16 protein-coding genes are annotated in these 24,011 nt (G+C 67.1%); 5 read left to right on the forward strand and 11 right to left on the reverse strand.

All coding sequences use genetic code 11. The features are described from left to right. Window positions 1–71: 71 nt before the first annotated feature. From ACIQCS_RS12230 to ACIQCS_RS12245, 4 genes are all read right to left on the reverse strand, one after another. Window positions 72–536 (reverse strand): hypothetical protein, encoded by a 465-nt coding sequence (locus tag ACIQCS_RS12230; protein WP_345847661.1) that lies wholly within the window; start codon window positions 534–536, stop codon window positions 72–74. A gap of 15 nt (window positions 537–551) precedes the next feature. Then, window positions 552–998 carry a hypothetical protein gene (locus ACIQCS_RS12235; RefSeq protein WP_280279797.1) on the reverse strand — a complete coding sequence of 149 codons (447 nt, stop codon included), beginning with the start codon at window positions 996–998 and terminating at the stop codon, window positions 552–554. A gap of 30 nt (window positions 999–1,028) precedes the next feature. Then, on the reverse strand, window positions 1,029–1,379 hold the full coding sequence (locus ACIQCS_RS12240; protein ID WP_280279798.1) for a hypothetical protein: 351 nt from the start codon (window positions 1,377–1,379) through the stop codon (window positions 1,029–1,031). A gap of 68 nt (window positions 1,380–1,447) precedes the next feature. Then, window positions 1,448–1,921 (reverse strand): helix-turn-helix transcriptional regulator, encoded by a 474-nt coding sequence (locus ACIQCS_RS12245; protein WP_401530970.1) that lies wholly within the window; start codon window positions 1,919–1,921, stop codon window positions 1,448–1,450. Between the two features lie 249 nt (window positions 1,922–2,170). Between ACIQCS_RS12245 and ACIQCS_RS12250 the strand changes: the two genes are divergently transcribed. Then, window positions 2,171–3,967: a hypothetical protein gene (locus tag ACIQCS_RS12250; RefSeq protein ID WP_345847665.1), complete on the forward strand. Its 1,797-nt coding sequence runs from the start codon at window positions 2,171–2,173 to the stop codon at window positions 3,965–3,967. 45 nt (window positions 3,968–4,012) lie between these two features. Here ACIQCS_RS12250 and ACIQCS_RS12255 read toward each other — a convergent pair whose 3' ends face one another. After that, entirely contained in the window at window positions 4,013–6,583 is a 2,571-nt protein-coding gene (locus tag ACIQCS_RS12255; protein ID WP_345847667.1) for a TonB-dependent receptor plug domain-containing protein, read from the reverse strand. 405 nt (window positions 6,584–6,988) lie between these two features. Here ACIQCS_RS12255 and rplJ point away from each other — a divergent pair, with 405 nt between their 5' ends. Together rplJ and rplL are read left to right on the forward strand one after the other, a co-directional pair. Beyond that, the gene (rplJ, locus tag ACIQCS_RS12260) at window positions 6,989–7,504 is read left to right on the forward strand and encodes a 50S ribosomal protein L10 (protein ID WP_086130247.1); all 516 of its coding nucleotides are present in this window, start codon (window positions 6,989–6,991) and stop codon (window positions 7,502–7,504) included. 54 nt (window positions 7,505–7,558) lie between these two features. Further along, window positions 7,559–7,936, forward strand: a complete 378-nt coding sequence (rplL, locus tag ACIQCS_RS12265; protein WP_116842077.1) for a 50S ribosomal protein L7/L12 — start codon at window positions 7,559–7,561, stop codon at window positions 7,934–7,936. A gap of 622 nt (window positions 7,937–8,558) precedes the next feature. Here the strand turns inward: rplL and ACIQCS_RS12270 are convergent. Further along, the gene (locus ACIQCS_RS12270) at window positions 8,559–9,776 is read right to left on the reverse strand and encodes an LPXTG cell wall anchor domain-containing protein (protein WP_345847669.1); all 1,218 of its coding nucleotides are present in this window, start codon (window positions 9,774–9,776) and stop codon (window positions 8,559–8,561) included. Between the two features lie 125 nt (window positions 9,777–9,901). On the opposite strand from ACIQCS_RS12270, the gene ACIQCS_RS12275 reads away from it, so the two are divergent. Next, window positions 9,902–11,902, forward strand: a complete 2,001-nt coding sequence (locus ACIQCS_RS12275) for an acyltransferase family protein (RefSeq protein WP_345847670.1) — start codon at window positions 9,902–9,904, stop codon at window positions 11,900–11,902. 248 nt (window positions 11,903–12,150) lie between these two features. Here ACIQCS_RS12275 and ACIQCS_RS12280 read toward each other — a convergent pair whose 3' ends face one another. From ACIQCS_RS12280 to ACIQCS_RS12300, 5 genes are all read right to left on the reverse strand, one after another. Next, on the reverse strand, window positions 12,151–13,560 hold the full coding sequence (locus ACIQCS_RS12280) for a pitrilysin family protein (RefSeq protein ID WP_345847671.1): 1,410 nt from the start codon (window positions 13,558–13,560) through the stop codon (window positions 12,151–12,153). Beyond that, on the reverse strand, window positions 13,560–14,948 hold the full coding sequence (locus ACIQCS_RS12285; protein ID WP_345847672.1) for a pitrilysin family protein: 1,389 nt from the start codon (window positions 14,946–14,948) through the stop codon (window positions 13,560–13,562). The genes ACIQCS_RS12280 and ACIQCS_RS12285 overlap by 1 nt, the downstream gene beginning before the upstream one ends. Window positions 14,949–15,023: 75 nt before the next feature. Continuing rightward, complete coding sequence (locus ACIQCS_RS12290) at window positions 15,024–15,908, reverse strand: energy transducer TonB (protein WP_345847673.1); 885 nt, start codon at window positions 15,906–15,908, stop codon at window positions 15,024–15,026. Window positions 15,909–15,999: 91 nt separating this feature from the next. After that, window positions 16,000–17,943, reverse strand: coding sequence for a CocE/NonD family hydrolase (locus ACIQCS_RS12295; RefSeq protein ID WP_345847675.1), 1,944 nt, complete (start codon window positions 17,941–17,943; stop codon window positions 16,000–16,002). Window positions 17,944–18,057: 114 nt separating this feature from the next. Then, on the reverse strand, window positions 18,058–19,389 hold the full coding sequence (locus ACIQCS_RS12300; protein WP_345847677.1) for a hypothetical protein: 1,332 nt from the start codon (window positions 19,387–19,389) through the stop codon (window positions 18,058–18,060). Between the two features lie 398 nt (window positions 19,390–19,787). Here ACIQCS_RS12300 and rpoB point away from each other — a divergent pair, with 398 nt between their 5' ends. Next, window positions 19,788–23,969 carry a DNA-directed RNA polymerase subunit beta gene (rpoB, locus tag ACIQCS_RS12305; RefSeq protein ID WP_345847679.1) on the forward strand — a complete coding sequence of 1,394 codons (4,182 nt, stop codon included), beginning with the start codon at window positions 19,788–19,790 and terminating at the stop codon, window positions 23,967–23,969. The last annotated feature ends 42 nt before the right edge of the window (window positions 23,970–24,011 follow it).

Genomic DNA, 24,011 nt, shown 5'->3' on the forward strand with positions numbered 1-24,011 from the left:
CCGCGGGAAACGAAAAAGGGCCGAAGGCACAGCCTCCGGCCCCTTTCTGCCTCCCCAACGAAAGGGGCGGCTCAGACTACGGGATCGCCCGGCAAGGGCGTTTCCGCCTTCCACACGCTCCGCACCCGGCGGGCCCAGTCGTCGACGCGGCGAATCGCCTCTTCGGTGAGCGTGACGATGCCTGCCCGATTGTCCATCGGGTTGGGTGTGCGCACCACCAGCCCGGCGCTCTCCAGCAGGGCAAGGTGGCGGATCGCGGTGGTCTGCGGCGCGCCGCTGCCGATGCAGGCACTGCTCACCGATACCGGGCGCCCCTTGGCGGCGGCGAGGTACAGGTCGAGCAATATGTCCCAGGTCGGCTCGCGGAACTGCCCCGCGATCGGTCCGAACGCATCGTCGCGCAGCCGGCGGGCGCGGTAGACGCCTTCCACCAGATCCGCTGCGGTTCCGGTGAACGCCACGCCTCCGCCAGCCGGCTTGGGCGGGATCATCGGCCGGTCCCGCAGACGATATACGGAGTCGTCCGCCTCAGCCATGATGAGCCTCCTTCGTCAGGACCAGGCGGGATCCGCCCCGTAGCGCTTCAGCCGCTGCCGATGCCGCGCGGCGCCGATGGCGATCAGCAGCGGACCGGGATAGTTCCACGCGGCGTTCGCCACCGCATAGGACCATGGCATCAGCGAAGGCGTGAGCATCAGCAGATGCGTCACCACGATGTTGAGATACACCGCGGACAGCCACATCGGCCAATAGCGCTGCGCCCGCAGCGACAGCAGCATGGTGCTGAGGAACATGCCCGAATCGACCGCGAGCAGCCCCACCTCCATCTTCTGGAAGCGATATTGGCCGGCTACCGGCGCGAAGTGCGAGGCGATGATCGCCACCACCAGGATGAGCACTGCGAGGCGCTCCGGCAAGCCGCCACGCGTGACCGCGTAGAGACAGCAGAGGAGCAGCACGACCAGATAGACGAGCACGTTCATATGGCGCGACCGCACCAACGAACCCCAGCCAAGTCAAGGCCCCCCTCATGCTGCGACGGTGAGCGGAAGAATTTCCGCCTCGCCACGGGGGTCGTCATGACCCGGAGTCTCGAAGATATCCCCTGCCCCGAGCACCTGATGCCGCATGCCGACGCCGCGCAGTTCGCCATGCGCCTTCTTGATGTCCGACATCGCGCCGAACACCTTGGCCGTGGCCGCGCCGACATAGTCGACCGCGTCCTGCGCCTCGAGCGGATGGAAAGTGCCGTCGGCCCGGGCGGTGAGAACCGCGGTGCCCATCGCGAGCACCTTGAGCGCAGCTTCGTTCACCGCGACTTCCGCAGGCCGCAGCGAGCGGGCGATACGCACGGCGGCAATCTTCTTCGGAGACGTCATGAGTCCTCCTTCGCGCAGCGGAAGGGCTGCGACGGATCTAGATTGAGTGGTTCGAAAAGAGGCCGGAGCTAGCCGGTAATGCGCCAGAGCGCCCCCAAACCATTGAGGAAATTGGCCACCGCGATCAGCATCAGCAGCGCGAGACCGAAGATCCACATCAGCCGGTTGAACGGGTCGAGATCATTTGTTTGCTTCCCCTGCCTCAGAAACGGGACCCGAAAACGCGGTTCGGCTTCGGACCGTTTCGGAGGCAATGGAACCTCGGAATGCACCGTTTCGGCAAGGTCCACCGGCTCGGCCCCCAAATTTTGGGGGGGCTTTTCCGGGGCCTGGGGAGAGAGATGTTCGTGCGCGGCCAGGATGCGCGCGGCCTCACGCCGGCTCGAAACCCCCAGCGTGCGCGCCGCTTCCTTCAGATAGCCATCGACCGTGAGGGGCGAGAGCCCAAGCGTAAGGGCGATTTCCTTGGACGACATGCCGCGCGCGACGAGCCGCAGGCAATCGCGTTCGCGCGCTGTGAGTTGATCGATCGTCCCGGTCACCATCGCTGCCAGCTTTTAGCCATCGCGCGCGCGAATCCAACCGAGTTGGTGCGATTTTCAGCGGTTTCCCTTGTGAAAGTTGAATAGGAAAAATTGACCGCAGCCGGCTGGGAATCCAGCCGAAATGGCTTTCCCCTCCACTTCCGGACCGCCCGCGATTCCGGGCTCGGCCGAACCGCCATAGTGCGCTTCCTTCCCCCCGACGTAACAAGCATAGTAACGTACTGACAACGAAGGGGGAGAGGCGATATGCGTTATGCCCACGCGATTTTGATGCTCGCCTCGATCATGGCCACCGGAAACGCTGCGGCGCAGGGGGAAAACCCTCCCGGCCAGGACGCGGCGATCGTGGTGCAGGGCCAGCGCGACCGGGCCAGCAACTGGCTTCAGGCCGAGACCGATCACGTCGTGGTCATCAGCAACGGCGGCGAGAAGGAACTGGCCCATATCGCCCATGACCTGGAGCGGCTCCATTTCCTCCTCTCGGTGCTGCTGGGCCGGATCGACAAGCCGGACGGCACCCGCAAGCTGCGCGTAACGCTGGTCGGCGACGGCGCGGAATTCGATGCGATGGCGCTCAGGAACCTGCGTTATTCGCCCGGTCCGTATAGCCGCGCCTTTCCCGGGCCCGCTTATTACGATCCCCGCGAGGACGGCGCGGTATTCGCCGCGAGTCGCTTCGATCAGAAGGCCGTGATCGAGCAGGGCCAGGATCTTGCCGGCATCCTGCCCGACCTGGTGCGCGCCACCACGCCGGCCGCCACGGAAGCGCCCGGCGTCACGGCCATAAACCCCGGAGCGGGCACCATGCTTCCGGCCAGCCCGGCCGCCCGGTTCGGCCGCAACGATCCCTTCGCCATCTCGGTGAACGAGCTGGCGGTACCGATATCGGCGGAGGGGCGCATCCTCGCCGGCTATGCCCGCCATTTCCTGCTCTCCTATTTCCCCCACGCCTATCCGCGCTGGTATGTCGACGGGTTCGGCGAGCTCTTCGCGACCCTGGCAACCCAGGGCGACGGCAGGATGGAATATGGCCGCGCCCCACAGGGCTATCGCAAGGTGCTCGATCGCTACCGGCGCTATCCGGCCGCGGACATCGTTACCGGCCGCTACCTGGCCGATCGCGACGCCGGCGAGCGCTGGACGCCGTTCCACGCCTGGACACTCACCCATCTGCTGTTCTTCTCGAACGAACGAAAAGGGCAGCTCCGCGCCTATCTCGCGACGATCGCGGCCGGCGGCTCGATGGAGAAGGCGGCGGCAGCGTTCGGCGACCTCGGCAAGCTGCAGGACGAACTCGTCGCCTATGCCCGGGGCAAGCTGCCGTTCGAGCAGATATCCTATCCGGCCGAGCGCGCCGCCGAGCCGATCGTCCGGCGATTGAGCGAAGGGGAGGCCGCATTCGTCAAGGGGCGGCTGGAGCTCGGCGCGCGCCTGGCCATCCCGCCCGCGTCCGTGGACCCGCAGGCCGACCGGCAGCGCACCGCCGCGATCGCCCGGCGCGACGATTGGCTCAAGGGCCTGCGCCGGGACGCCGCGCGCTATTCCGCGAACCGTGATGCCCAGCTGCTGCTGGCCGAAGCCGAATGCCGCAGCGGCAACATGCCGGAATGCGCCGCCGCCGCCGCCAGGGCATTGACCATCGCACCGGGCAATAGCGACGCGCTCGCCTGGCAGGGCGTCGCGCAAGCCGGGATCGCCCTTGCCGCCCCGGCGAACGAACGCGCGGGCCGGCTCAAGGCAGCGCGGATCACCATCGCCCGCGCCAACCGCGCCGACAGCGAAAGCCCGCTGCCGCTCCTGGCCTATTATCGCAGCTTCGCCGCCGCCGGCGAAACCGCGCCCGACATGGCGGTCGAAGGCCTGATGAAAGCGGTCGACACGGTTCCCGCCGCGCCAGGCCCCAGGCTGTTGCTGGGCGAGGCGCTTGCGAAGCGCGGCAATGCCGCGGCGGCGCGCAACGCGCTGATCCCGGTGGCCAACGGCCCGTATGAGACGCCCGAAGCGGCACCGGCCCGCACGCTGCTATCCGGGCTCGCGCAATAGGAAAGGGCCGGGCGCCAAGCCCCCGGCCCTTCGCCATGCTGGTCGTCAGAAACCGGCCGAGTAGGTGAGGAACCACTGGCGCGGCGGGATCGGATAGGCCGAATAATTGTTGGTCGCCGAGCCGACCGAAAGGGTCGAGACGCCCTTGATGTCGCCCAGGTTGGTGATGTTGAGGCTGAGCTTCGCCTTCTTCATCCCCAGCATCTCGGCCGGCAGGTCCACACCGACGCTGAGCGAGGTGAGGAAATAGGAACCGACACTGGCGTCGTTCGAATAGGTCGCGAAGCGCCTGCCGACATAGTCGCCGACCAGCTGTGCCTCGACCGGGCCGACATTGAGCGTCGCGACGGTCTTGTTCATCCACTTCGGCGTGCCCGGCAGCTGCTTGCCGCAGGTCGGAACCACGCCACCGACGACCAGATAGCCGCCGATGCAGCTATTGGTGGCGCCGCCGATTCCCGTCGCCGCCGAGGTATAGTCGCTCCGGTACTTGGAGAGGTTGTACGACGTGGCGTTGTAGAAGGAGAAGGTCCGGCCGAAGCGCAGAGTGAAGGCGGCGTCGACGCCGTTGGTGCGCACATCGCCGACATTGACCAGGATCGAGGTGCCGCCGGCGATCTGGCCGCCCGCGATGCCGCCCGGATTGGTCGAGATCGCCAGCAGACGGTCGCTGAAATCGACGCGGTAATAGTTGATCTGCGCGTCCAGCCCGATGCCGCCGCCGAAGCTGCGATGGGTGCGCAGACCCGCCTCATAGGTCCAGCTGCTCTCCGGCTTGCCGTCATTGGCGAAGGCGTTGAACGCGGTCTGGCTGCCGGTGAACCAGGGGCCGCCACCGCCGGCCAGATAGGCCTGATACTGGCGCAGGTTCTTCTGGACGTTGAAATAGACTTCCTCGTGCCCGTTGAAGTCATAAGTCGCGCCGACCGCCGGCAGGAACCATTTCAGCGTGTTGATCTTGCCCTCCGGCAGGCCGCCGGTCAGACCCGAGAGCGAGCCGAGCCGGGGCTGCACGGGATACCAGCCATTGGCCCATTGCGCGCTGGTCTTGAAGCCGAACTGGACGAGCAGCGGCTCGAACACGCGCCAGGTATCCTGGACATGGAGCTGCAGCTGGTTGATCCGCGCTTCGCCCTGATATTGGGTGAACAGCGGCTGCATCACTTCGAGCGGGCGGATGTACGGCGTGCTGAGCCCGGGGTTGCCGGCGGGCACGGCGTACCAGCGGCGCCACTGGGTGGTGCTGTTGTGCTCGAACCAGCCGCCCAGCTCGAGCTGGTGATCGCCCAGGTCCATGTTGAGCGCGGTGATCGCGCCGCCGCGGTCGATGCGATACTCGGTGGTGCGGGTGATCATCCCCGAGCCGCCGGTGGCGGCGACCAGCGCCGCGCCGCGCGCCGCCGCCTGGGCGTCGGTCAGCGCCGTGCAGGCCGCCGGGCGCACGCCGTTGCCATTGGCGCCGAAGCGGCAATTGGTCGGCAGGCTGGCATAATTGGGATCGAGATAGGGCTGCGCGGTCGTGATCGACTGGCCGAGCGGACCGGCAACGACGCCCGCACCGTCATTGTGGTGGAAATAGATCGTGTTCGACAGGGTGACATTGTCGGCGATCTTCGCGTCATAGCGCGCATAGGTGAGGTAGTCGGTGCGCTGCGCATCCGAATAATAATTGCGGTAATTGCCGCCCTGCGCCGCCGGGGAATTGCCCAGCGCATTGATGTAGCTGCGATAACCGTCGAAATCCGAATAGAAGAACGGCTTGGTATAGGGCGTGTAGAGCTGCACCGGCGTGGCGGTGCCGCCGGCCGACGGCTTGAAGAAGACGGTGGCGTCCTCGTTCGGCTGGGTCATGTCGTTATAGTCGAAATAGAGCGTCAGCTTGCCGACCGAATCGTCATGAACGAACTTGGCATTGGCCTGCCAGCCGCCCTGCCAGCCGTTGAAGTCCCAGGCCTTGGCCTTTTGCCGCGCGACCGAGACATAGCCGGCATTGGTGCCGCCGCCGCCGAGATTGCCGGTGTCGAGGCGCAGGAAGGTGCGCGACGTGTGGTAGCTGCCCGCGGTCTGGTTGGCGGTCACGCCGAACGCCTGGGTGGGATCGGACGAATAGGTCTCCACCGTGCCGCCCAGGTTGCTGTTCGAGGCGGTGGCGAGATCGCCGGCACCCGTCGCCACGACGACGCGGCCGACATTCTCCGAGATCACCGCGCGCTGCGGCGAAAGGCCGTTGTAGTTGCCATAGCTCTGGTCGCCCAGCGGAATGCCGTCCATCGTGTAGCCGAGCTGGTTGCCGGCAAAGCCATGGATGAAGATCTGGGCGTTCTGCTCGTTGTTCCCCCAGGGGTCGGCCGTGACGTAGAGCACGCCGGGCAGCGTCTGGATCGCCTTCAGCGGCGAGACGCCGGGCAGGATCTTCTGGATCTCGCTCGCCGGGATCGCGGTGGCCGAGCGCGTCTGCTTGGCGGTGACGAGGATCGAGCCGTCACCGGCATTCTCGGGCGCGTTCTCGCCCGTAGCGGGCGAGGTCTGGTCCTGAGCCAGCGCAGGTGTCGCCATGGCGGCGGCGGCAAGAACAGCGGCACAAACGGTAGCGCGAAGCGCGTGACGAACGGTCATGATACCCCCCTGGAGTCACGGCGTCGCTGCGCCGCAGCATCGCCGCCTAGGCGCGGTATGTGGCAGTCCTGTTGTGGTTTGGTGAAACATCCGGGAAACGCCGATGAAGCGCCGATGGCAATGGGGGCCGCCTCTCCATCGGCGCTCCACGCTTGGTTGACTTATCCACAAACATCGCTATTGGCGCGCCTTCCTCCCTCGGGAGGAGACCGTCCGAGACAGCAAGCGCGGGGAATTTGCCCCGCTTAATCTCTTGCCTAGACGGGGACAGATTTTCACCGGCGGCTCCCTGCGTGGAGCGCGCGGGTCATGCCCAGGGATAACCGGGCACGACGATCCTTCCCCTCGGACATTTTGTAACCGGGCGCTTCCCGCAAGGGATGCGCTCATAACGAGGAGACCGGCATGGATCGTTCCCAGAAGGCTGACGCCGTTGCCGAGCTGAACCGCACCTTTGGCGAGGTTGGCGTGGTGGTCATCACCCGCAACCTCGGGATGACCGTCAAGCAGTCGACGGACCTCCGTAACAAGATGCGTGAGGCCGGCGCGAGCTACAAGGTCTCGAAGAACAAGCTTGCCAAGATCGCTGCCAGCGGCACCGATTACGCGGCGATCGCGGACCTGCTGACGGGTCCGACGGCGCTCGCCACCTCGATCGACCCCGTGGCTGCGGCCAAGGTGGCGGTCGAGTTCGCCAAGACGAACGACAAGCTCGAGATCGTCGGCGGCGCAATGGGCACCCAGGTGCTCGACCAGGAAGGCATCAAGGCGCTCGCCTCGCTGCCATCGCTGGACGAACTGCGCGGCAAGCTCGTGGGCCTCATCGTCGCTCCGGCGACCAAGCTCGCGACCGTTACCCAGGCACCGGCCGCGCAGCTCGCGCGCGTGTTCGGCGCCTATGCGGCCAAGGACGCCGCATAAGCGGATCTTGCAAGTTTATTTATCCCGAAACATCTGATTTGATTGGAGTTTATCATGGCTGACCTTAACGCGCTTGTTGACCAGCTTTCGGAGCTGACCGTTCTCGAGGCCGCCGAGCTCTCGAAGCTTCTCGAAGAGAAGTGGGGCGTCTCGGCCGCCGCTGCCGTCGCCGTTGCCGCTCCGGCTGGCGGCGCCGGCGCCGGCCCGGCCGTCGAAGAGAAGACCGAGTTCGACGTGATCCTCACCGGTGACGGTGGCAAGAAGATCAACGTCATCAAGGAAGTCCGCGCCATCACCGGCCTGGGCCTGACCGAGGCGAAGACCCTGGTCGAGTCGGCTCCCAAGGCCGTCAAGGAAGGCGTCAACAAGGACGAGGCCGAGAAGATCAAGAAGCAGCTCGAGGAAGCTGGCGCGACCGTCGAGGTCAAGTAAGCTTCTTAGCTTCTCGCCATCGGCGAACAGATCGGGGCGGTCCGGCAACGGGCCGCCCTTTTCTTTTGGGCGATCGGGCACCAAATCCACGGCCAGCGAACAGAGAAGCCTGGAGATGAGTGGCTTTGATTGGGACAGGAAGGGGCCGCCACGGCCGGGCCCAGGATCGGCAGATCATCCTGGCGGAATGGCGCGCCCCTATGTCCACGTGACGGAAGCGGAGAGGTCGCGAAGGAGGAAAGCCATTCGCGACGAAGCTGAGGCCAGAGGACGAGCAATTCGCGCGGCGGAATGGAACGCTCGCTTTGGCACGGAATATCCGGGTCAGGCCCCAGGCCGCGACCGCAGCCTTGCCGAGATGGTGCCTTGCACGGAACAGCGTGCAGCGCCGGTTGCAATGCTTGCAATGTGGGATTTCGCCTGCTTGGCTCCCACCGCCGGCCCCAAGGCCAGCCGCTCTTTCATTCTGTTGGAACAATAGGATTACGCCCGCGCAAGGATGTTGCGAGATGCGTCGCCTTACCGAGAAAATAGGGAATTTAAGCGCCGCAAAGACTCGCCGTCGGTGGGGACTTTGTGAACTTTGACGATCCGGCACGACGGTCGCCGTAGGAATGCGGTACTAAGCCGCGACCAGGTGCCTGGCAAAATAGCGATTCGCCGCCAGCGGCCCCACCGGTGCCGGGCGGTCGAGCCAGATCGGGCCGAGCTTGTCGCCCTGCCCCATCGTGCCGAGGATGAAATCGGCACCGAAGCGCCGGATGCTCAGGCCGCCGCGCCAGCGGATATCGATCAGCACCATCGGCACGAACATCGGCCGGCCGCCAACCTCGACCACGTTCACGCCCGAGCGCGGAATCGCCAGGCGCACCGGCATCCGCCCGCCGCCGCCGGCCGCCAGGTCAAAGGGTGCCGCGCCCGGCTCTCCCGGCGGCCCGCCATGAAAGCCGGCGATCACTTCGTCCTGCCGCGCCTGCGCGCTCATCGCGGCGAAGGCGATGCGGATATTCTCCGCCGAAGCACCCGAGCCATTGGCGATCAGCAGCTCGAATTCGAGCTGCACCTCATTCTCGGCAAAGACGATCCGGCGAGGATCAAGGCCAAGCTCGAAAGGATCGGAGCCCGGCGCGGGCGACGGAGGCCGCTGCACGGGCGCCGCCGGGACAGGCGCCGCCGGCGGAGCGCCGCGGTCCAGGCCGGGCGGGGCCTGGACGGGCGGGGCCTGGACGGGCGGGGCCTGGACGGGCGGGGCCGGGGTCGAGACGGGCGCGGTCTCGGTCTCGAGAATCCCTTCCTCCCCCACTTCACGCCGACGGCGCAGGAGCAGCCAGCCGCCCAGCCCGAGCAACGCGGTTCCCACCGCGCCGGCCAGGGCCCAGATCCAGGGCGAAACGGCGGGCGCTGGCGCGGGCACGGGCGCGGCGGTCGCGACCGGTTGCGGCGTCGGCGATGCCCCGGCCAGGGGAGATGGCGCGACGCTCGGCAACGGTGCCATGGCCGGCGCAGGCGCGGTTGCGGCGGGCACCGTCTCGCGCGGGGCCGGTGTAGCACGCGGAACGGGCGCCGCGCGCTGGGCCGCGGGAGTGGCATGGGCAGTGGGCGTGGGCGCAGGTGCGGGCGTGGGCGTCGGGGTCGGGGTCGGCGCGGGACCGATGCTGAAACGTTCGGGGATCACGCCGGGCAGCTGCTGCTGCGGCCGGACGCTTGGCGGCGGGGTGATGATCGGAGCGCGGCTCGGGGCCGGGGCCGGGGCGTCCTGCGCATGCGCGAGCGGCGCGGCCAGCACCGCCGCCGCGGCGAGGCCGCACAGCAACCCGGTCCTGAGCCTCCCTGTGTTCACTCTCATTTCCTGGCCCTCCGAAGATGAACGCCAGCTGCACGCCGCGCGCCGTTCGCCGCAGGGCCAGGGCGGATTGTCCCTGCCGGTTCCGTCCCTTACAGGGCAAACGATCTGGGGAGACATTGGTGGCAGGCGAGCGAACGGGGCAAGGCCCCGGCTATATTCCGGCGATCGACGGGCTGCGCGCCATCGCCGTCACCTCGGTGATCCTCTTCCACCTCTGGCCCTGGGCCCTGCCCGGCGGCTTCACGGGCGTGGACATCTTCTTCGTCATCTCGGGCTTCGTGGTGACGGGCTCGCTGCTCGGCCGCGAGTTCGCGAGCTTCAGGCAGCTCACCGCCTGGTTCTACGCGCGCCGCCTGATGCGGATCATGCCGGCGCTGATCGCGATGCTGCTGGCCACCCTGTTGGCCGCGCAGCTCTTCATCCCCGATGCCTGGCTGAGCAACAGCCTCGCCCAGGTCGCCCGCTTCGCCTTTTTCGGGCTCAGCAACATCGTGCTGGCGACCGACACCGACAGCTATTTCGGCCCGCAGGCAGCCTATAACCCCTTCACGCACAGCTGGTCGCTCGGCGTGGAGGAGCAATTCTACCTGTTCTTCCCGTTCATCCTCTGGTGGCATCACCAGCTCCAGGCCGGGGCGAAGGCGGTGCGGCTGGTGGCCATTCTTTCCGGCCTTTCGCTGCTGCTCTGCGCGGTACTGGCCCTGTTCGCCAACAAGTTCGCCTTCTACCTGATCTTTCCGCGCTTCTGGGAACTGGGCGCGGGCATGCTACTCTGCCTGACCCGCGCGCGCTGGCAGCCCTGGGCCGCGGGCAAGGCGTGGCTGGCGCCGCTGGGCGCGCTGGCGATCGCGGCCGGCTTCGCCCTGCCCGAGGGCCCGTTCTTCCCCTTCCCCGGCGCGCTGCTGCCGGTCGCCGGCACCGCACTCGTCATCATGGCGATCCTGGGCGGCACGGCGCCCCGCGCGCTCGGCGGCCGCCCGATGGTGGCGGTGGGGCTGCTCTCCTACTCGCTCTATCTCTGGCATTGGCCGGTGTTCGTGCTGTTCCGCTGGACCATCGGCCTGCATATGCTGAAGCTCCAGCTCGCCGCGCTGGCCATCGCGGTGACGCTCGCGATCCTCTCCTATTTCCTGGTCGAGAAGCCGCTGCGCGCGAGCCGCCGGCTGGACGGCTGGCCGCGCGGGCGCGTCGTCACGGCGGCGCTGGCCGCTGTGCTGGCCGCTGCGCTCGGCGGGCAGTTGCTCATCGCCGCGCACAACCGCATCACGCTCAGCGCCACCCGCGATCGCTTCGCCTGGTATGCCGAGCCCGGCCGCCCGCTGCCGCTCGACCTCACCGGCTGCACGCCGATCGACGGCGAGGAGCGCCTGGCAGGCGGCAAGGTGACGCTATGGTCGCCGCGCTGCGCCCGGCCGGGAAGCTTCACTCTGTTCGTGCCCGCGGACTCGCACGGCTTGGCCTATGCCCCCGCGCTGCGCCGGCTCGTCGCCGAGACCGGCGCGAGCGTGCGGCTCTATTTCCGGCCCGCCTGCCCCTATCTCAAGCTGATCCTGAGCCACGCCGCGCGGCCGCGCTGCGCCGACTGGTACGCGGCAGTGGAGCGCGACATCGTGCGCCGTTCGCGCCCGGGCGACGTGGTGTTCCTGCCCGGACTGCGCGTCACGCGCCTCGCCAACCAGTTCGAGAAGGACCGCGACCTGGCCGGCCGGCACGACGACAGGGTTTCCGCCGCGGCGCTCGCCGAGGCTCAGGGAATCACCGGGCGCCTCGCGGCCAGGGGCGCGCGGCTGGTGCTGGAAGCGCCCAAGCCGGTCTTCCCCAGCCCGGTCTTCCGCTGCACCGACTGGTTCAATCGCACCAATCCCGCCTGTCACGGGCTCACCATCGGGCGCGAAGCCATGCTCGAGCGCCGACGCGACGTGATGCGCGCGATGAGCGTGCTGGCCGCCGGCCAGCGCAGCACGATCCTCTGGGACCCGCTGCCGATCTTCTGCCCCGCCCGGACCTGCGAGGCGGTGCCGGGTGGCCGCCCGCTCTTCTTCGACGGCGACCATCCGAGCGGGCTCGGCAACGATCTGATCTATGCCGATCTGAAGCGGACGATCCTGGGGGTGCGGTGATGGAGTTCCCCTCCCCTGCGAGGGAGGCGTTGGGGTAGTTCCTTGCGCGCGATACCGTATCGGCACCACGATCAATCACGGTATCGCCAGGACACCCCCCACCCCTCGCCCCCTCTCATTCGGGGACGAGATGGGTGTTAGGTTGAGAACCCAAGCAAGCCTTTGAGATTACTTCCGTCACCCCCCGCGCAGGCGGGCGCGGGGGGTGACGGTTGAAGATTGAATCCCCGACCTGCGGCACCGTCACCCTACGGCACCGTCATCGTGGTCATCGGCACGTTCGCCAGCTCGGGCTGGGCCTTGAGCTGGGGCACGACCGTCTTGAGGTCGCCGACCACCACCAGGGTGAGCTTGCCCAGCGGATAGCCGGCATTGGCCGACGCCATCATCTGCTCCGGGGTCACCGCCAGCACCGCGGGGACATAGCGCTCCGTCCAGTCGCCCGGCAGGCCGAGCAGGTCGCGCGTCGCCAGCGTGCCGACCACTGCGCCCGACGTGGAATTAGAGATCGCGAACAGGCCGGCCAGATAGGTGCGGATGCCCTTGGCCTCCTCGGCCGGCACCGGTTCGGTCTGCATCCGGCGGATCTCCGTGAAGACCTCCTTCAGCGAGTCGCCGGTATGCTCGGTGGTCACGTCCGCCTGGAAGGTCCATAGCGCCTGTTCGGGAGTGAACTCCACGTCGGAATCGGGCGAATAGGTATAGCCCTTGTCCTCGCGGATGTTGCGCGTGATCCGCGAGCTGAACGCGCCGCCGAGCAGCGCATTGGTCACCCGCTGCGGAATGTCCGCCTGGGTGCCCGCGCGGTTCGCGTCGAAGCTCAGGCGCAGCGTCGTCTGCGGCGCACCGGGCCGGTCGACCAGCACGATCCGCGGGCCAGGCTGGTGCGGGCTTTGCAGCCCCACCGGATCGGGGCCGGCCGCCCAGCCGGCGAACGCCTTGTCGATCGCCGCCTTCACCGCCGCCGCATCGAAGCGGCCGGCGACGTAGAGATGCGCGCGCTTCGCCCCGAACTGGCCGGCATGGAAGGCCTTGACCTGCGCGATCGTATAGCCCTGGAGCTGCGCCGCGCTCGGGATGATGCGGCCATAGGGATGGTTCGCGCCATAGATGGTACGGCCCAGCGCCACATCGGCCAGCGTGCCCGGCTGCGACAGCGCGACCGAGAGCTGGCGGCCGAGATTGGCCTTCACCCGGGCAAGCTCGCTCGCCGGCAGCGTCGGCCGGATCGCCACGTCGCTCACCAGCGCGACCGCGGCCGGCGCATATTCGGAAAGCACATTCACGCCGACCGAGGTCGACTGCATGCCGGCGCTGACCGCAAGCTGCCCGCCCATCCCGGCCGCGGCGGCGGCGAGATCGGCGGCGGTCTTGCCCGCGGCGCCTTCCTTCATCAGCGCCCCGGTGACCTCGGAGAGCCACACCGCATCGCCTTCGTCGACCGCGCCGGCGCGCACGCGCAGCGACACCACCGCCTTGGGCGCGATGCCATAGGGAATCAGCGTGACCTGCAGCCCGTTGGGCAGCGCATAGGTCTCGGTCGCCGGCAGCCGGAACGGCTTGGGATCGGCGATCGGGGGCGCCGGCGGGAAATTGTCCTGCGCCAGCGCCGGTGCGGCGGCCAGCACGGCCACGAATGCGAGGAGCGCGCGCTTCATCACTTGCCTCCCTTGGGCTGGGCGCCGGGCTCGATGACATAGACCGAGCGGTTGGTCTTGCGGAGATATTCCTGCGCGGTCTTCTGGATCAGCGCCGGCGTCACCTTGGCGAAGCCCTCCTCGATCCTGTTCACCGCGGCGGGATCATTGTCGAACAGCGCATAGACGGCGAGCAGGTCGATCAGGCCGACCCGGCCGCCACCGTCGATCGTGCCGTACAGCTCCGAGCGCATCTTGGTGCGCGCGCGCTGCAGCTCGGCGGCGCTGACCGGCCGGGCGCGCAGTTCCTCGATCACTTCGTCCACCGCCTGGGTGATCTGCGCGGTCGAATGCGCCGTGTCGTGCGTGAAGCTGAAGCTCCACAGCATCGGCCCGCGATAGTTGAACATGTTGCCCAGATCACCGTTGATCCCGCCCGAAAGCTCGCCGGCGATGCCGGTATCGGACACCAGCTTCTTGAACAGCCGGCTGTCGTCGCCCTGGAGCAGGATCTGGTCGATCAGCCCCATCGCATACCATTCCGGCGTGCCGCGCGCCGGCACGTGATAGCCCGCGGCATAGCCGGGCTTGGGGGCGAGCGCGTCGATACGGCTCTTGAACTTCTCGGCAGTCTGGCGCGGCTCGGAAATGTCCGGCTGCTTGACCGGCGCGGCCGAGGGGATGGGCGTGAAATATTTCTCCACCATGGCCCGGGTCGCGGCGTAATCGATATCGCCGGCGATCACGAGCACGGCGTTGTTCGGCCGGTAGAATTCCTTGGAGAAGGCCTGGGCGTCCGGCACCGTCGCCGCCTCGATCTCCTTGAGATCGCCGTAGAAATTATGGCTGTTGTACCAGTTGACGTTCGCCAGCATCGGCAGGTCGATCCACGGCCAGGTGCTATAGGGCTGGTTGAGGACATTGACCTTCACTTCGTTGCCGACCACGCCCTGCTGGTTCTTCAGCACGACGTCGTCGATCACCGGATTGGCCATGCGATCGGCCTCGAGCCACAGCATCCGCTCGAGCGCGCCCGAAGGGACGATCTCGAAATAATTGGTGAAGTCGAACCGGGTCGAGCCGTTGTTGATGCCGCCGGAATTGGTGATCGTCGTATCGAACACGCCCTTGGGCGCATGCTTCGATCCCTGGAACATCAGATGCTCGAACAGGTGCGCGAAGCCGGTGCGGTCCTTGGGCTCCACGCGGAAGCCGATGCCGTAATAGACGCCGACCGTCACCGTCGGCGCGATCGTGTCCCGTGTCAGCACCACCCGCAGCCCGTTGGGCAAGGTGAAATATTGCGTATCGACGTGCAGCGTGTCCGCCGCCGCAGTGCCGGTCTGGGCATGTGCCGCCGCCGGGAGCGCCACCGCCGCAAGGGCAAGCGCCAGGCTCAAATGCTTCATCGTTCTGGACCCCCTGGGACTCGGGAACTGTATTGCAAGGTTAGTACGGCAATGGGCATCGGGCACAAGAGCGGATCAGGCCAGCCAGTGCACCTTGCAGACCCAGAAGGACCGCATCGGCTTGCCCTGCGCGTCAAGCGCGGGCCGGAGCCGGGCGCGCTTGGAGATCGCCCGGCAGGTGATATCGGCAAAATCGTCCGGATTGGTGCGCGCGAGCACGTAGCAGCCCGCCACCTTGCCCTCCGGATCGACGTCGAGGCGGAACTGCACCAGCCCGTTATGCCCCTGGAACAGCGCGCCCGAGGGATAGTCGCCGGAATTGAGCCATCCCTGCGGCTCGGTGACAGGGGAAACGGGCCGCGTCGCCGCGGCCTGCTGGGCCGGGTCATAGCCCCAGCTCTTCACCAGGCTGTCCACGCATTTGCGCATCTCGGCGAACGGCTTGGCCAGCGAGCCGAATTCGAGCCGGACCGGCCGCTTGCCGCGGATGTCGAGCGTCACGCCGGTGACTCGCGCTTCCTGCTCGGGCGCCAGCGGCGGCGAGGCTTCCGCCGGCTCCTTGGTCCAGCCCTTGCTCCGCCAGCCGTCGAGCCGCATCCCGCCGAAGAAGACCGCCTTGAGCTTGCCGACATTGCCCGAAAGCCCGTCGATCGCGATCGGTTTCCCGCCAAGGCCGAAATCGGCCGTCCCCTCGACCTTCACGGTGTTCATCCCGAAACGGTCGCCGAATACCGACAGGTCGAAAGCATCGCCCGGCTCGTAGCGGACGAAGCGCACCACCACGCTCGACTTGCCCTCGCCCATCTGCGCGGCGAGGTTGCAGGCATCGCGGCTATAGTCGACCAGCCATTTGCCTTGGCGCGTGAGCGTCTCCACCGGCTTCCCGTCAGCCGGCCCGGCCGCGAACGCCGGTGCGCCGGCGCCGGCAAGCGCCAGGCAAAGAAACAATGTCCTGATCATCGACATCCCCCCCCCCGAATTGTCGGGCATTGATCTCAGCCACATGTGTCCGGAGCGTTACGGCTGCCCGTAACGCTCCGGTCCGGTTCGATTATTTCTGCACGTTTGCCGACTGGTCGAGCGGCACCACCGGCAGCAGCACGCTGCTCGACTGGGCACCGCCATACATCAGCGTCACCGTCGCCTTCTGATAGTCCCCGGGCTTGGCGAAGAAGATGTTCGGCACGAACTTCTGCGGGTTGCGATCATAGACCGGGAACAGGCTCGACTGGACCTGCACCATGATCCGATGGCCCGGCTGGAACACATGGTTCACCGTCGGCAGGCGGAACTTGTATTCCTGCACCTTGTTCGCCGGGATCGCGGTCGGATGCTCGAACGAGTCGCGATAGCGGCCGCGGAAGATGTCCATCGCGATCGGCAGCTGGAACCCGCCCATCTCCTTCTTGGTGACATAGTCGTCGGGATAGACGTCGATCACCTTGACCACGAAGTCGCCATCGGTGCCCGTGGTCTTGGCGAAGATGTCCGCCAGCGGCGCCCCCGAGACGCGGACCGGGGCGGTGAGCGGCTCGGTCATGTAAGTCATCACGTCGGGCCGGCCGTCGACGAAGCGCTGGTCGGTGACGAGATAGGTCGACCAGCGGCCGTCCTGGAAATTCACCGGGCGCGGCAAATGCGGGACCGGCTTGGCCGGATCGGAGACATAGGAGTCCGAACCGGCGCCCGGCTTGTCGAAGCCCAGCCCCTCGGCCGGCTTGAGATAGATCGGCGTCAGCCTGGTGCCGCAGCCATCGTTACAGGCCAGCGGCCATTTGCTCAGATAATCCCAGCGATTTTCGCCGGTATTGTAGAAGCTCGCCTTGGCCGGGGTGAAGGGCGGCGCGCCGTCCTTCAGATAGGCGTTGAAGAACGGGAGCAGGATGTCGCGGCGCGCCTGGAGCGCGGTGTCGCCCTCGAAAGCGAGCTGGCCGAGCGTCGAACCGTTATAGTTGAAGCCCGAATGGCGCCACGGGCCCATCAGCAGGAAGTTCTTGTCGGCCTGCGGCGTCTTCTGCAGCGCTTCCCAGGCATGGATCGCACCGTACATGTCCTCATGATCCCAGATGCCCTGCTCCCAGAGCGTCGGGATGTTGGAGGGGTTCGCGGCGAGCAGCTTGTCGAGCGCCTGGCCCTGCCAGAAAGCGTCATAGGCCACGTGCTGGCTCATCTTGTTCCAGGCGGGCAGCTGGTCATAGCCGAACTGCTTGGCCCAGTCGCCCGCGCTGCCCACGCGGCGGAAAGTGTCGTAATCGTCCCAGTCCGGACGCGGCGGCGCCTTGCCGGCGCCCTTGTAGCCGGTCTGGGCGCCGATCCAGCCGATGTTCGCCAGGCGGAAGGCGCCATGGTGGAACCAGTCGTCGCCCATCCAGCCGTCGATCATGGGGCTCTCGGGCGCGGCGACCTTGAGCGCGGGGTGCGGGCCCATCAGCGCCATCACCACCGTGAAGCCCTCATAGGAGGAGCCGAGCATGCCGACCTTGCCGTTGGTCTCCGGCACGTTCTTCACCATCCAGTCGATCGAATCATAGGCATCGGTGATGTGATCGACCTTGGTAGGGTTGAGCGGGCCGACCGGCGGGCGGGTGATCACATAGTCGCCCTCCGACTTGTACTTGCCGCGAATGTCCTGGAACACGCGGATATAGCCTGCCTTGACGAACACCTCGTCGCCTTCGGGCAGCGTGTTGATCATCTTGCCGCTCTCGGTGCGGACGACGCGACCGGCGGCGTTATAGGGCGTGCGGGTGAACAGGATCGGGGCGTTCTTCGCGCCCTTCGGGATGATCATCACCGTGTAGAGCTTCACCCCGTCGCGCATCGGGATCATCACTTCGCGCTTGATATAGTTGGCCGGCAGCGCGGGCGGATTGAAGTTGGCGGGGATGTCGTTGAAGGCCGGTGCCGCCCCCGTCGCAGGGCTTTCCTGCGCCTGGGCGGCGGCGGTGGCGAGGAGGGCGGTTCCGGCGGCGAGCGCGAGCAGCGACTTCTTCATGTGATGTTATCTCCCTGAGGATGGCGTTCGATAGGCCCAAAACCGCGTGCATGAAAAGAGCCCGCCCCTCCCTTTCGGAAGAAGCGGGCTTCGATGTCCCCGATGTTTCGGGGATCAGGCGTGCTCGGGCTGGCCGTAGAGCTCGGCGGCGAGATCTTCGGTCATATGCGGCCGCGACGCGCCGATCCCGCCGATGCCGCCTTCATAGGCCGGGCGGCCGATCCGGAACGCGGCGGCGGTACGCGCCTCGCTGCCGTCGGGCAGCGTATAGCGGGCCTCGGCGACCACCACCGGGTTGAACACGCGGCCGAGATCGCCCTTGGGCACCGCGAGATGCGCGTCGACGCGGGTGCCGTCGCCCGGATCGATCGAGACCGGCGGCACGATCGTCTCGCTGCGGCGCTCGGTGAGCATCCGCTCCATTTCCGTGCCCTCGGCCTCGTCGGCGAGCATGAAGCTGGAGATGCGGACGTTGCGCGCCGCGGTATCGCCGGCATTGCCGACAGTCAGCTCGAAATCGACCATCGCCTCCTCCTCGGTGGTGCCGGCACTGACCGGGCGCAGGCCGAGCTCGATCCAAGGACGGTGCGAGACCGGGGCAGTCGTGTCGGCGACGCCGGCAAGATCGTCCTTGCCCGCCTCGGCGATCTCCGCCTCCTGCTCGGTGGCAACCGGCTCGATCGCCGGCGGAACCGCGCGCGGATCGATGCGCGCATCGATCCGCGGCGCCTGGGCGATCACCGCGGCATCCAGGGCAGCGACCGGCTCGACCACCGGCTCGCGAGTCACGATCGGCGCCGCGGCAACGCGGGTCGGCTCGACAGGCGCCGGCTCGGTGGTGACCGCTTCGTCATTGCGGCGGCGCGAAAGCAGGAACGCGGCAAGGCCCGCGATCACCAGCGCCAGCCCGCCGAGCAGCCACGGCCAGGCGATGCCGGTGCTTCGCGTGGTGCTGGCGCTGCTGTCGGCCGTCACCGGCGCGGCGGCCTGGGGCGCAGGCGCGGCATCGACCTGGGGCGGAAGCGGCTCCGGCACCGTCCGGACCGGCGGCGACGGCAGCGTCAGCGGGGTTTCGGCGGCCGGGGCGGCGGGCGCCGCCTGGCGCACCGGCGCGGCCTCGCGCACGGGCACCGGCGCCGGCGCCGCGCGGGTGGTAGTCACTCGGGTGCTGGTGGTCCGCGTCGCGGTGGCGCGGCGCTCGGCCGGCGCGGGAGCATCGGCCGCGGCGGCACCGCGCTGCTGCTCCTCGACCGAAGGAACCGGCTGCACCACCGGGCTCGAAGGCTGCATCACCACCTGCGCCTGCGGCGCCGGTGCGGGAGCGGGCGAAGGTGCCGGCGTCGTCATGATCGGCGGCGGCGTCACCTGTTGGGGAGCGTCCTGCGCATGGGCAGGCAGGGCGAGGAAAGCGGCGCCGAGAAACAGCGCGGCACGGATGGTAGGCATTGCGGGTCTCTCCTTCATATCGCAGGTTCAATGAATGGAACCCGGATTCCGTCGCGAAGGAGGCTCGAAACTGCGGCGAACGGGGCCGCCGCGGCGACGAACAACCGCGTTCATTTGCAGTTAATCGCAAATTTTCCCAGCACTTACGGCGCGCAAAAAGGTTCCGCCGGCCATTTGACAGAATCCAACAAGCTACCTATATCCCGCTCTCCACCACGGGTCCGGGAAATGATGCGTCGTCGCGCAACGCATCGGGCGAATTGGGGTCGTGGTCTCATAAGACGCTGAAAGCTGCCGAAACCCGAAATGGGAGTCGTGCGGCTTTTTCTGCGTCTTTCCATGCGTCCCGGCCCCGGACAGGGGCACCGAAATCACGGCTGACGAGGCATTATACACCCATGGCAACCAAGGCGATCGAGGAAGGCGCGCAGACGCGCGCAGGCTCAGGCGGCACGTTCAAGCGCCGCATCCGCAAGGTGTTCGGCGACATCCACGAAGTGGTGCAGATGCCGAACCTGATCGAGGTCCAGCGCGAATCCTACGAACAGTTCCTGCGGTCGAACCCCTCGATCGGCTATGTCTCCGGCCTCGAGAAGACCCTGCGCTCGGTCTTCCCGATCCGCGACTTCGCCGGCACGGCCGAACTCGACTTCGTGAACTACGAGCTCGAGAACCCGAAGTTCGACGTGGAAGAGTGCCGCCAGCGCGGCATCACCTATGCCGCGCCGATGCGCGTCACGCTGCGCCTGATCGTGTTCGAGGTGGATCCGGACACGGAAGCCCGTTCGGTGCTCGATATCAAGGAGCAGGACGTCTACATGGGCGACATGCCCCTGATGACGGGCAACGGCACCTTCTTCATCAACGGCACCGAGCGCGTGATCGTGTCGCAGATGCACCGCTCGCCGGGCGTGCTGTTCGACCATGACCGCGGCAAGACGCATGCTTCGGGCAAGTATCTCTTCGCGGCGCGCGTGATCCCCTATCGCGGCTCGTGGCTCGACTTCGAGTTCGACGCGAAGGACATCGTCAACGTCCGCATCGACCGCAAGCGCAAGCTGCCGGTCACCACGCTGCTCTACGCCCTGGGCCTGAGCGGCGAGGAGATCCTCAACTATTTCTACAACCGCGTGACCTTCGTCCGCGGCCCGAACGGCTGGCAGATTCCGTTCCAGCCGGAAAACTGGCGCAGCGCCAAGCCGATGTTCGACATCGTCGACGCCAAGTCGGGCGAAGTCGTGTTCCCGGCCGGCCAGAAGATCTCGCCGCGCGCCGCCAACAAGGCGCAGAAGGACGGTCTGGAGACTCTCCTGATCCCGACCGAGGAAGTCTTCGGCCGCTACTCGGCCTATGACCTCATCAACGAGTCGACCGGCGAGATCTACATCGAGGCCGGCGACGAAGTCTCGGCGGAGAATCTCGAGAAGCTCGACAAGGCCGGCATCGACCGCCTCGAGCTGCTCGACATCGATCACATCGCCACCGGCCCCTGGATCCGCAACACCCTCGCCGCCGACAAGGCCGAGGAGCGCGAGCAGGCGCTGGCCGACATCTACCGCGTCATGCGCCCCGGCGAGCCGCCGACGCTAGAGACGGCAGAGTCGCTGTTCGCCGGCCTGTTCTTCGATCCGGAGCGCTACGACCTCTCGGCCGTGGGCCGCGTGAAGCTCAACATGCGCCTCGACCTCGACGCCGAGGACACCGTGACGACGCTGCGCACCGAGGACATCCTCGCCGTGGTGAAGACGCTGGTCGACCTGAAGGACGGCAAGGGCGAAGTCGACGACATCGACAATCTCGGCAACCGCCGCGTCCGCTCGGTGGGCGAACTGCTCGAGAACCAGTATCGCGTCGGCCTGCTCCGCATGGAGCGCGCCGTGAAGGAGCGCATGAGCTCGGTCGATGTGTCGACCGTGATGCCGAACGACCTGATCAACGCGAAGCCGGCGGTCGCCGCGGTTCGCGAGTTCTTCGGCTCGTCGCAGCTCTCGCAGTTCATGGACCAGACCAACCCGCTCTCCGAAGTGACGCACAAGCGTCGCGTCTCGGCGCTCGGGCCGGGCGGCCTCACCCGCGAGCGCGCGGGCTTCGAGGTCCGCGACGTCCATCCGACCCATTATGGCCGTATCTGCCCGATCGAGACGCCGGAAGGCCCGAACATCGGCCTGATCAACTCGCTGGCGAGCTTCTCGCGCGTCAACAAGTACGGCTTCATCGAGACGCCGTACCGCAAGGTCGTCGACGGCAAGGTTACCAACGAGGTCGTCTATCTCTCGGCGATGGAAGAAGCGAAGCACACGATCGCTCAGGCTTCGGCCGAGGTCGATGCCGATCACCGCTTCACCGAGGAGCTGATCTCGGCCCGCCAGGCCGGCGAATTCCTGATGGCGCTGCCGGAGACGGTGACGCTGATGGACGTGTCGCCGAAGCAGCTCGTCTCGGTCGCCGCCTCGCTGATCCCGTTCCTCGAGAACGACGACGCGAACCGCGCGCTGATGGGCTCGAACATGCAGCGCCAGGCCGTGCCGCTGGTGAAGGCGGAAGCGCCCTTCGTCGGCACCGGCATGGAAGAGACCGTCGCCCGTGACTCGGGTGCCGCGATCGCCGCGCGCCGCGGCGGCGTGGTCGACCAGGTCGACGCGACCCGCATCGTCATCCGCGCGACCGGCGAGGTCTCGGCGGAGGAGAGCGGCGTCGACATCTACACGCTGATGAAATTCGAGCGCTCGAACCAGTCGACCTGCATCAACCAGCGTCCGCTGGTGAAGGTGGGCGAGACGGTCAATGCCGGCGACATCATCGCCGACGGCCCCTCGACCGAGTTCGGCGAGCTGGCGCTGGGCCGCAACGCGCTCGTCGCGTTCATGCCCTGGAACGGCTACAACTACGAAGACTCGATCCTGATCTCCGAGCGGATCGTGAAGGACGACGTGTTCACGTCGATCCATATCGACGAGTTCGAAGTGATGGCCCGCGACACCAAGCTCGGGCCGGAGGACATCACCCGCGACATCCCGAACGTCGGCGAGGAAGCGCTGCGCAACCTCGACGAGGCGGGCATCGTGTACATCGGCGCCGAGGTCGAGCCGGGCGACATCCTGGTCGGCAAGATCACTCCGAAGGGCGAGAGCCCGATGACGCCGGAGGAAAAGCTCCTCCGCGCCATCTTCGGCGAAAAGGCCTCGGATGTCCGCGACACTTCGCTCCGCCTGCCCCCGGGCGTGTCGGGCACGATCGTCGACGTGCGCGTGTTCAATCGTCACGGCATCGACAAGGACGAGCGCGCGCTGGCCATCGAGCGCGAGGAGATCGAGCGCCTGAAGAAGGACAGCGACGACGAGCGCAACATCCTCAACCGCGCGACCTGGTCGCGCCTGCGCGAGATGCTGCTCGGCCAGGTCGCCACGGCGACGCCGAAGGGCCTGAAGAAGGGCTCCGAGATCGACGCCGACCTGCTCGACAGCGTGGATCGTCACGAATGGTGGAAGTTCGCCGTTCAGGACGACAAGGTCCAGGGCGACCTCGAGGCGGTGAAGGGCCAGTATGACGAGGCCGTGAAGCGCATCAAGGAGAAGTTCGAGGACCGCCGCGAGAAGCTGGAGCGTGGCGACGAGCTGCCGCCGGGCGTGCTCAAGATGGTCAAGGTCTTCGTCGCGGTGAAGCGCAAGCTGCAGCCGGGCGACAAGATGGCCGGCCGTCACGGCAACAAGGGCGTCATCTCGCGCATCCTGCCGCAGGAAGACATGCCGTTCCTCGAGGACGGTACGCCGGTCGACCTGGTGCTGAACCCGCTCGGCGTGCCTTCGCGCATGAACGTCGGCCAGATCTTCGAGACGCACCTTGGCTGGGCTGCCCGCAACCTGGGCATGCAGGTGGCCAGGCAGCTCGAGGAATGGCGCGAGAGCAATCCGGACGCGGTGGCGGGCGAGATGCCCGATGCCGTCAAGGATCGCCTCAAGACGGTCTATGGCGATCACTATGCCGCCGAGATCGAGGCGCGCAGCCCCGAGCAGGTGGCCGAGCTGATCCAGAACGTCCGCACGGGCATTCCGATGGGCACTCCGGTGTTCGACGGCGCGCGTGAGGCGGATGTTTCGGACATGCTGGAGCTGGCGGGTCTCGACACCTCGGGCCAGTCGACGCTGTTCGACGGCCGCACCGGCGACGCGTTCGACCGCAAGGTGACCGTGGGCATCATCTACATGCTGAAGCTCCACCACCTCGTGGACGACAAGATCCACGCGCGTTCGATCGGGCCGTACTCGCTCGTCACCCAGCAGCCGCTGGGCGGCAAGGCGCAGTTCGGTGGTCAGCGCTTCGGCGAAATGGAGGTCTGGGCCCTGCAGGCGTACGGCGCTGCCTATACGCTGCAGGAAATGCTGACGGTGAAGTCGGACGACGTGGTCGGCCGCACCAAGGTCTATGAAGCGATCGTCAAGGGCGACGACACCTTCGAGGCCGGCATCCCCGAGAGCTTCAACGTGCTCGTCAAGGAAATGCGCTCGCTGGGCCTCAACGTCGAACTCAAGGCTATCGACGAAGCCTCCGAGGAAGACGGCCTGGCCGAGGCGGCGGAGTAACGGGATCGGGCGCTGCCTCCGGGTGGCGCCCTCCCCTCCCCG

This window comes from Sphingomonas sp. NPDC092440 (genome assembly GCF_044754985.1).
Lineage (GTDB): Bacteria > Pseudomonadota > Alphaproteobacteria > Sphingomonadales > Sphingomonadaceae > Sphingomonas.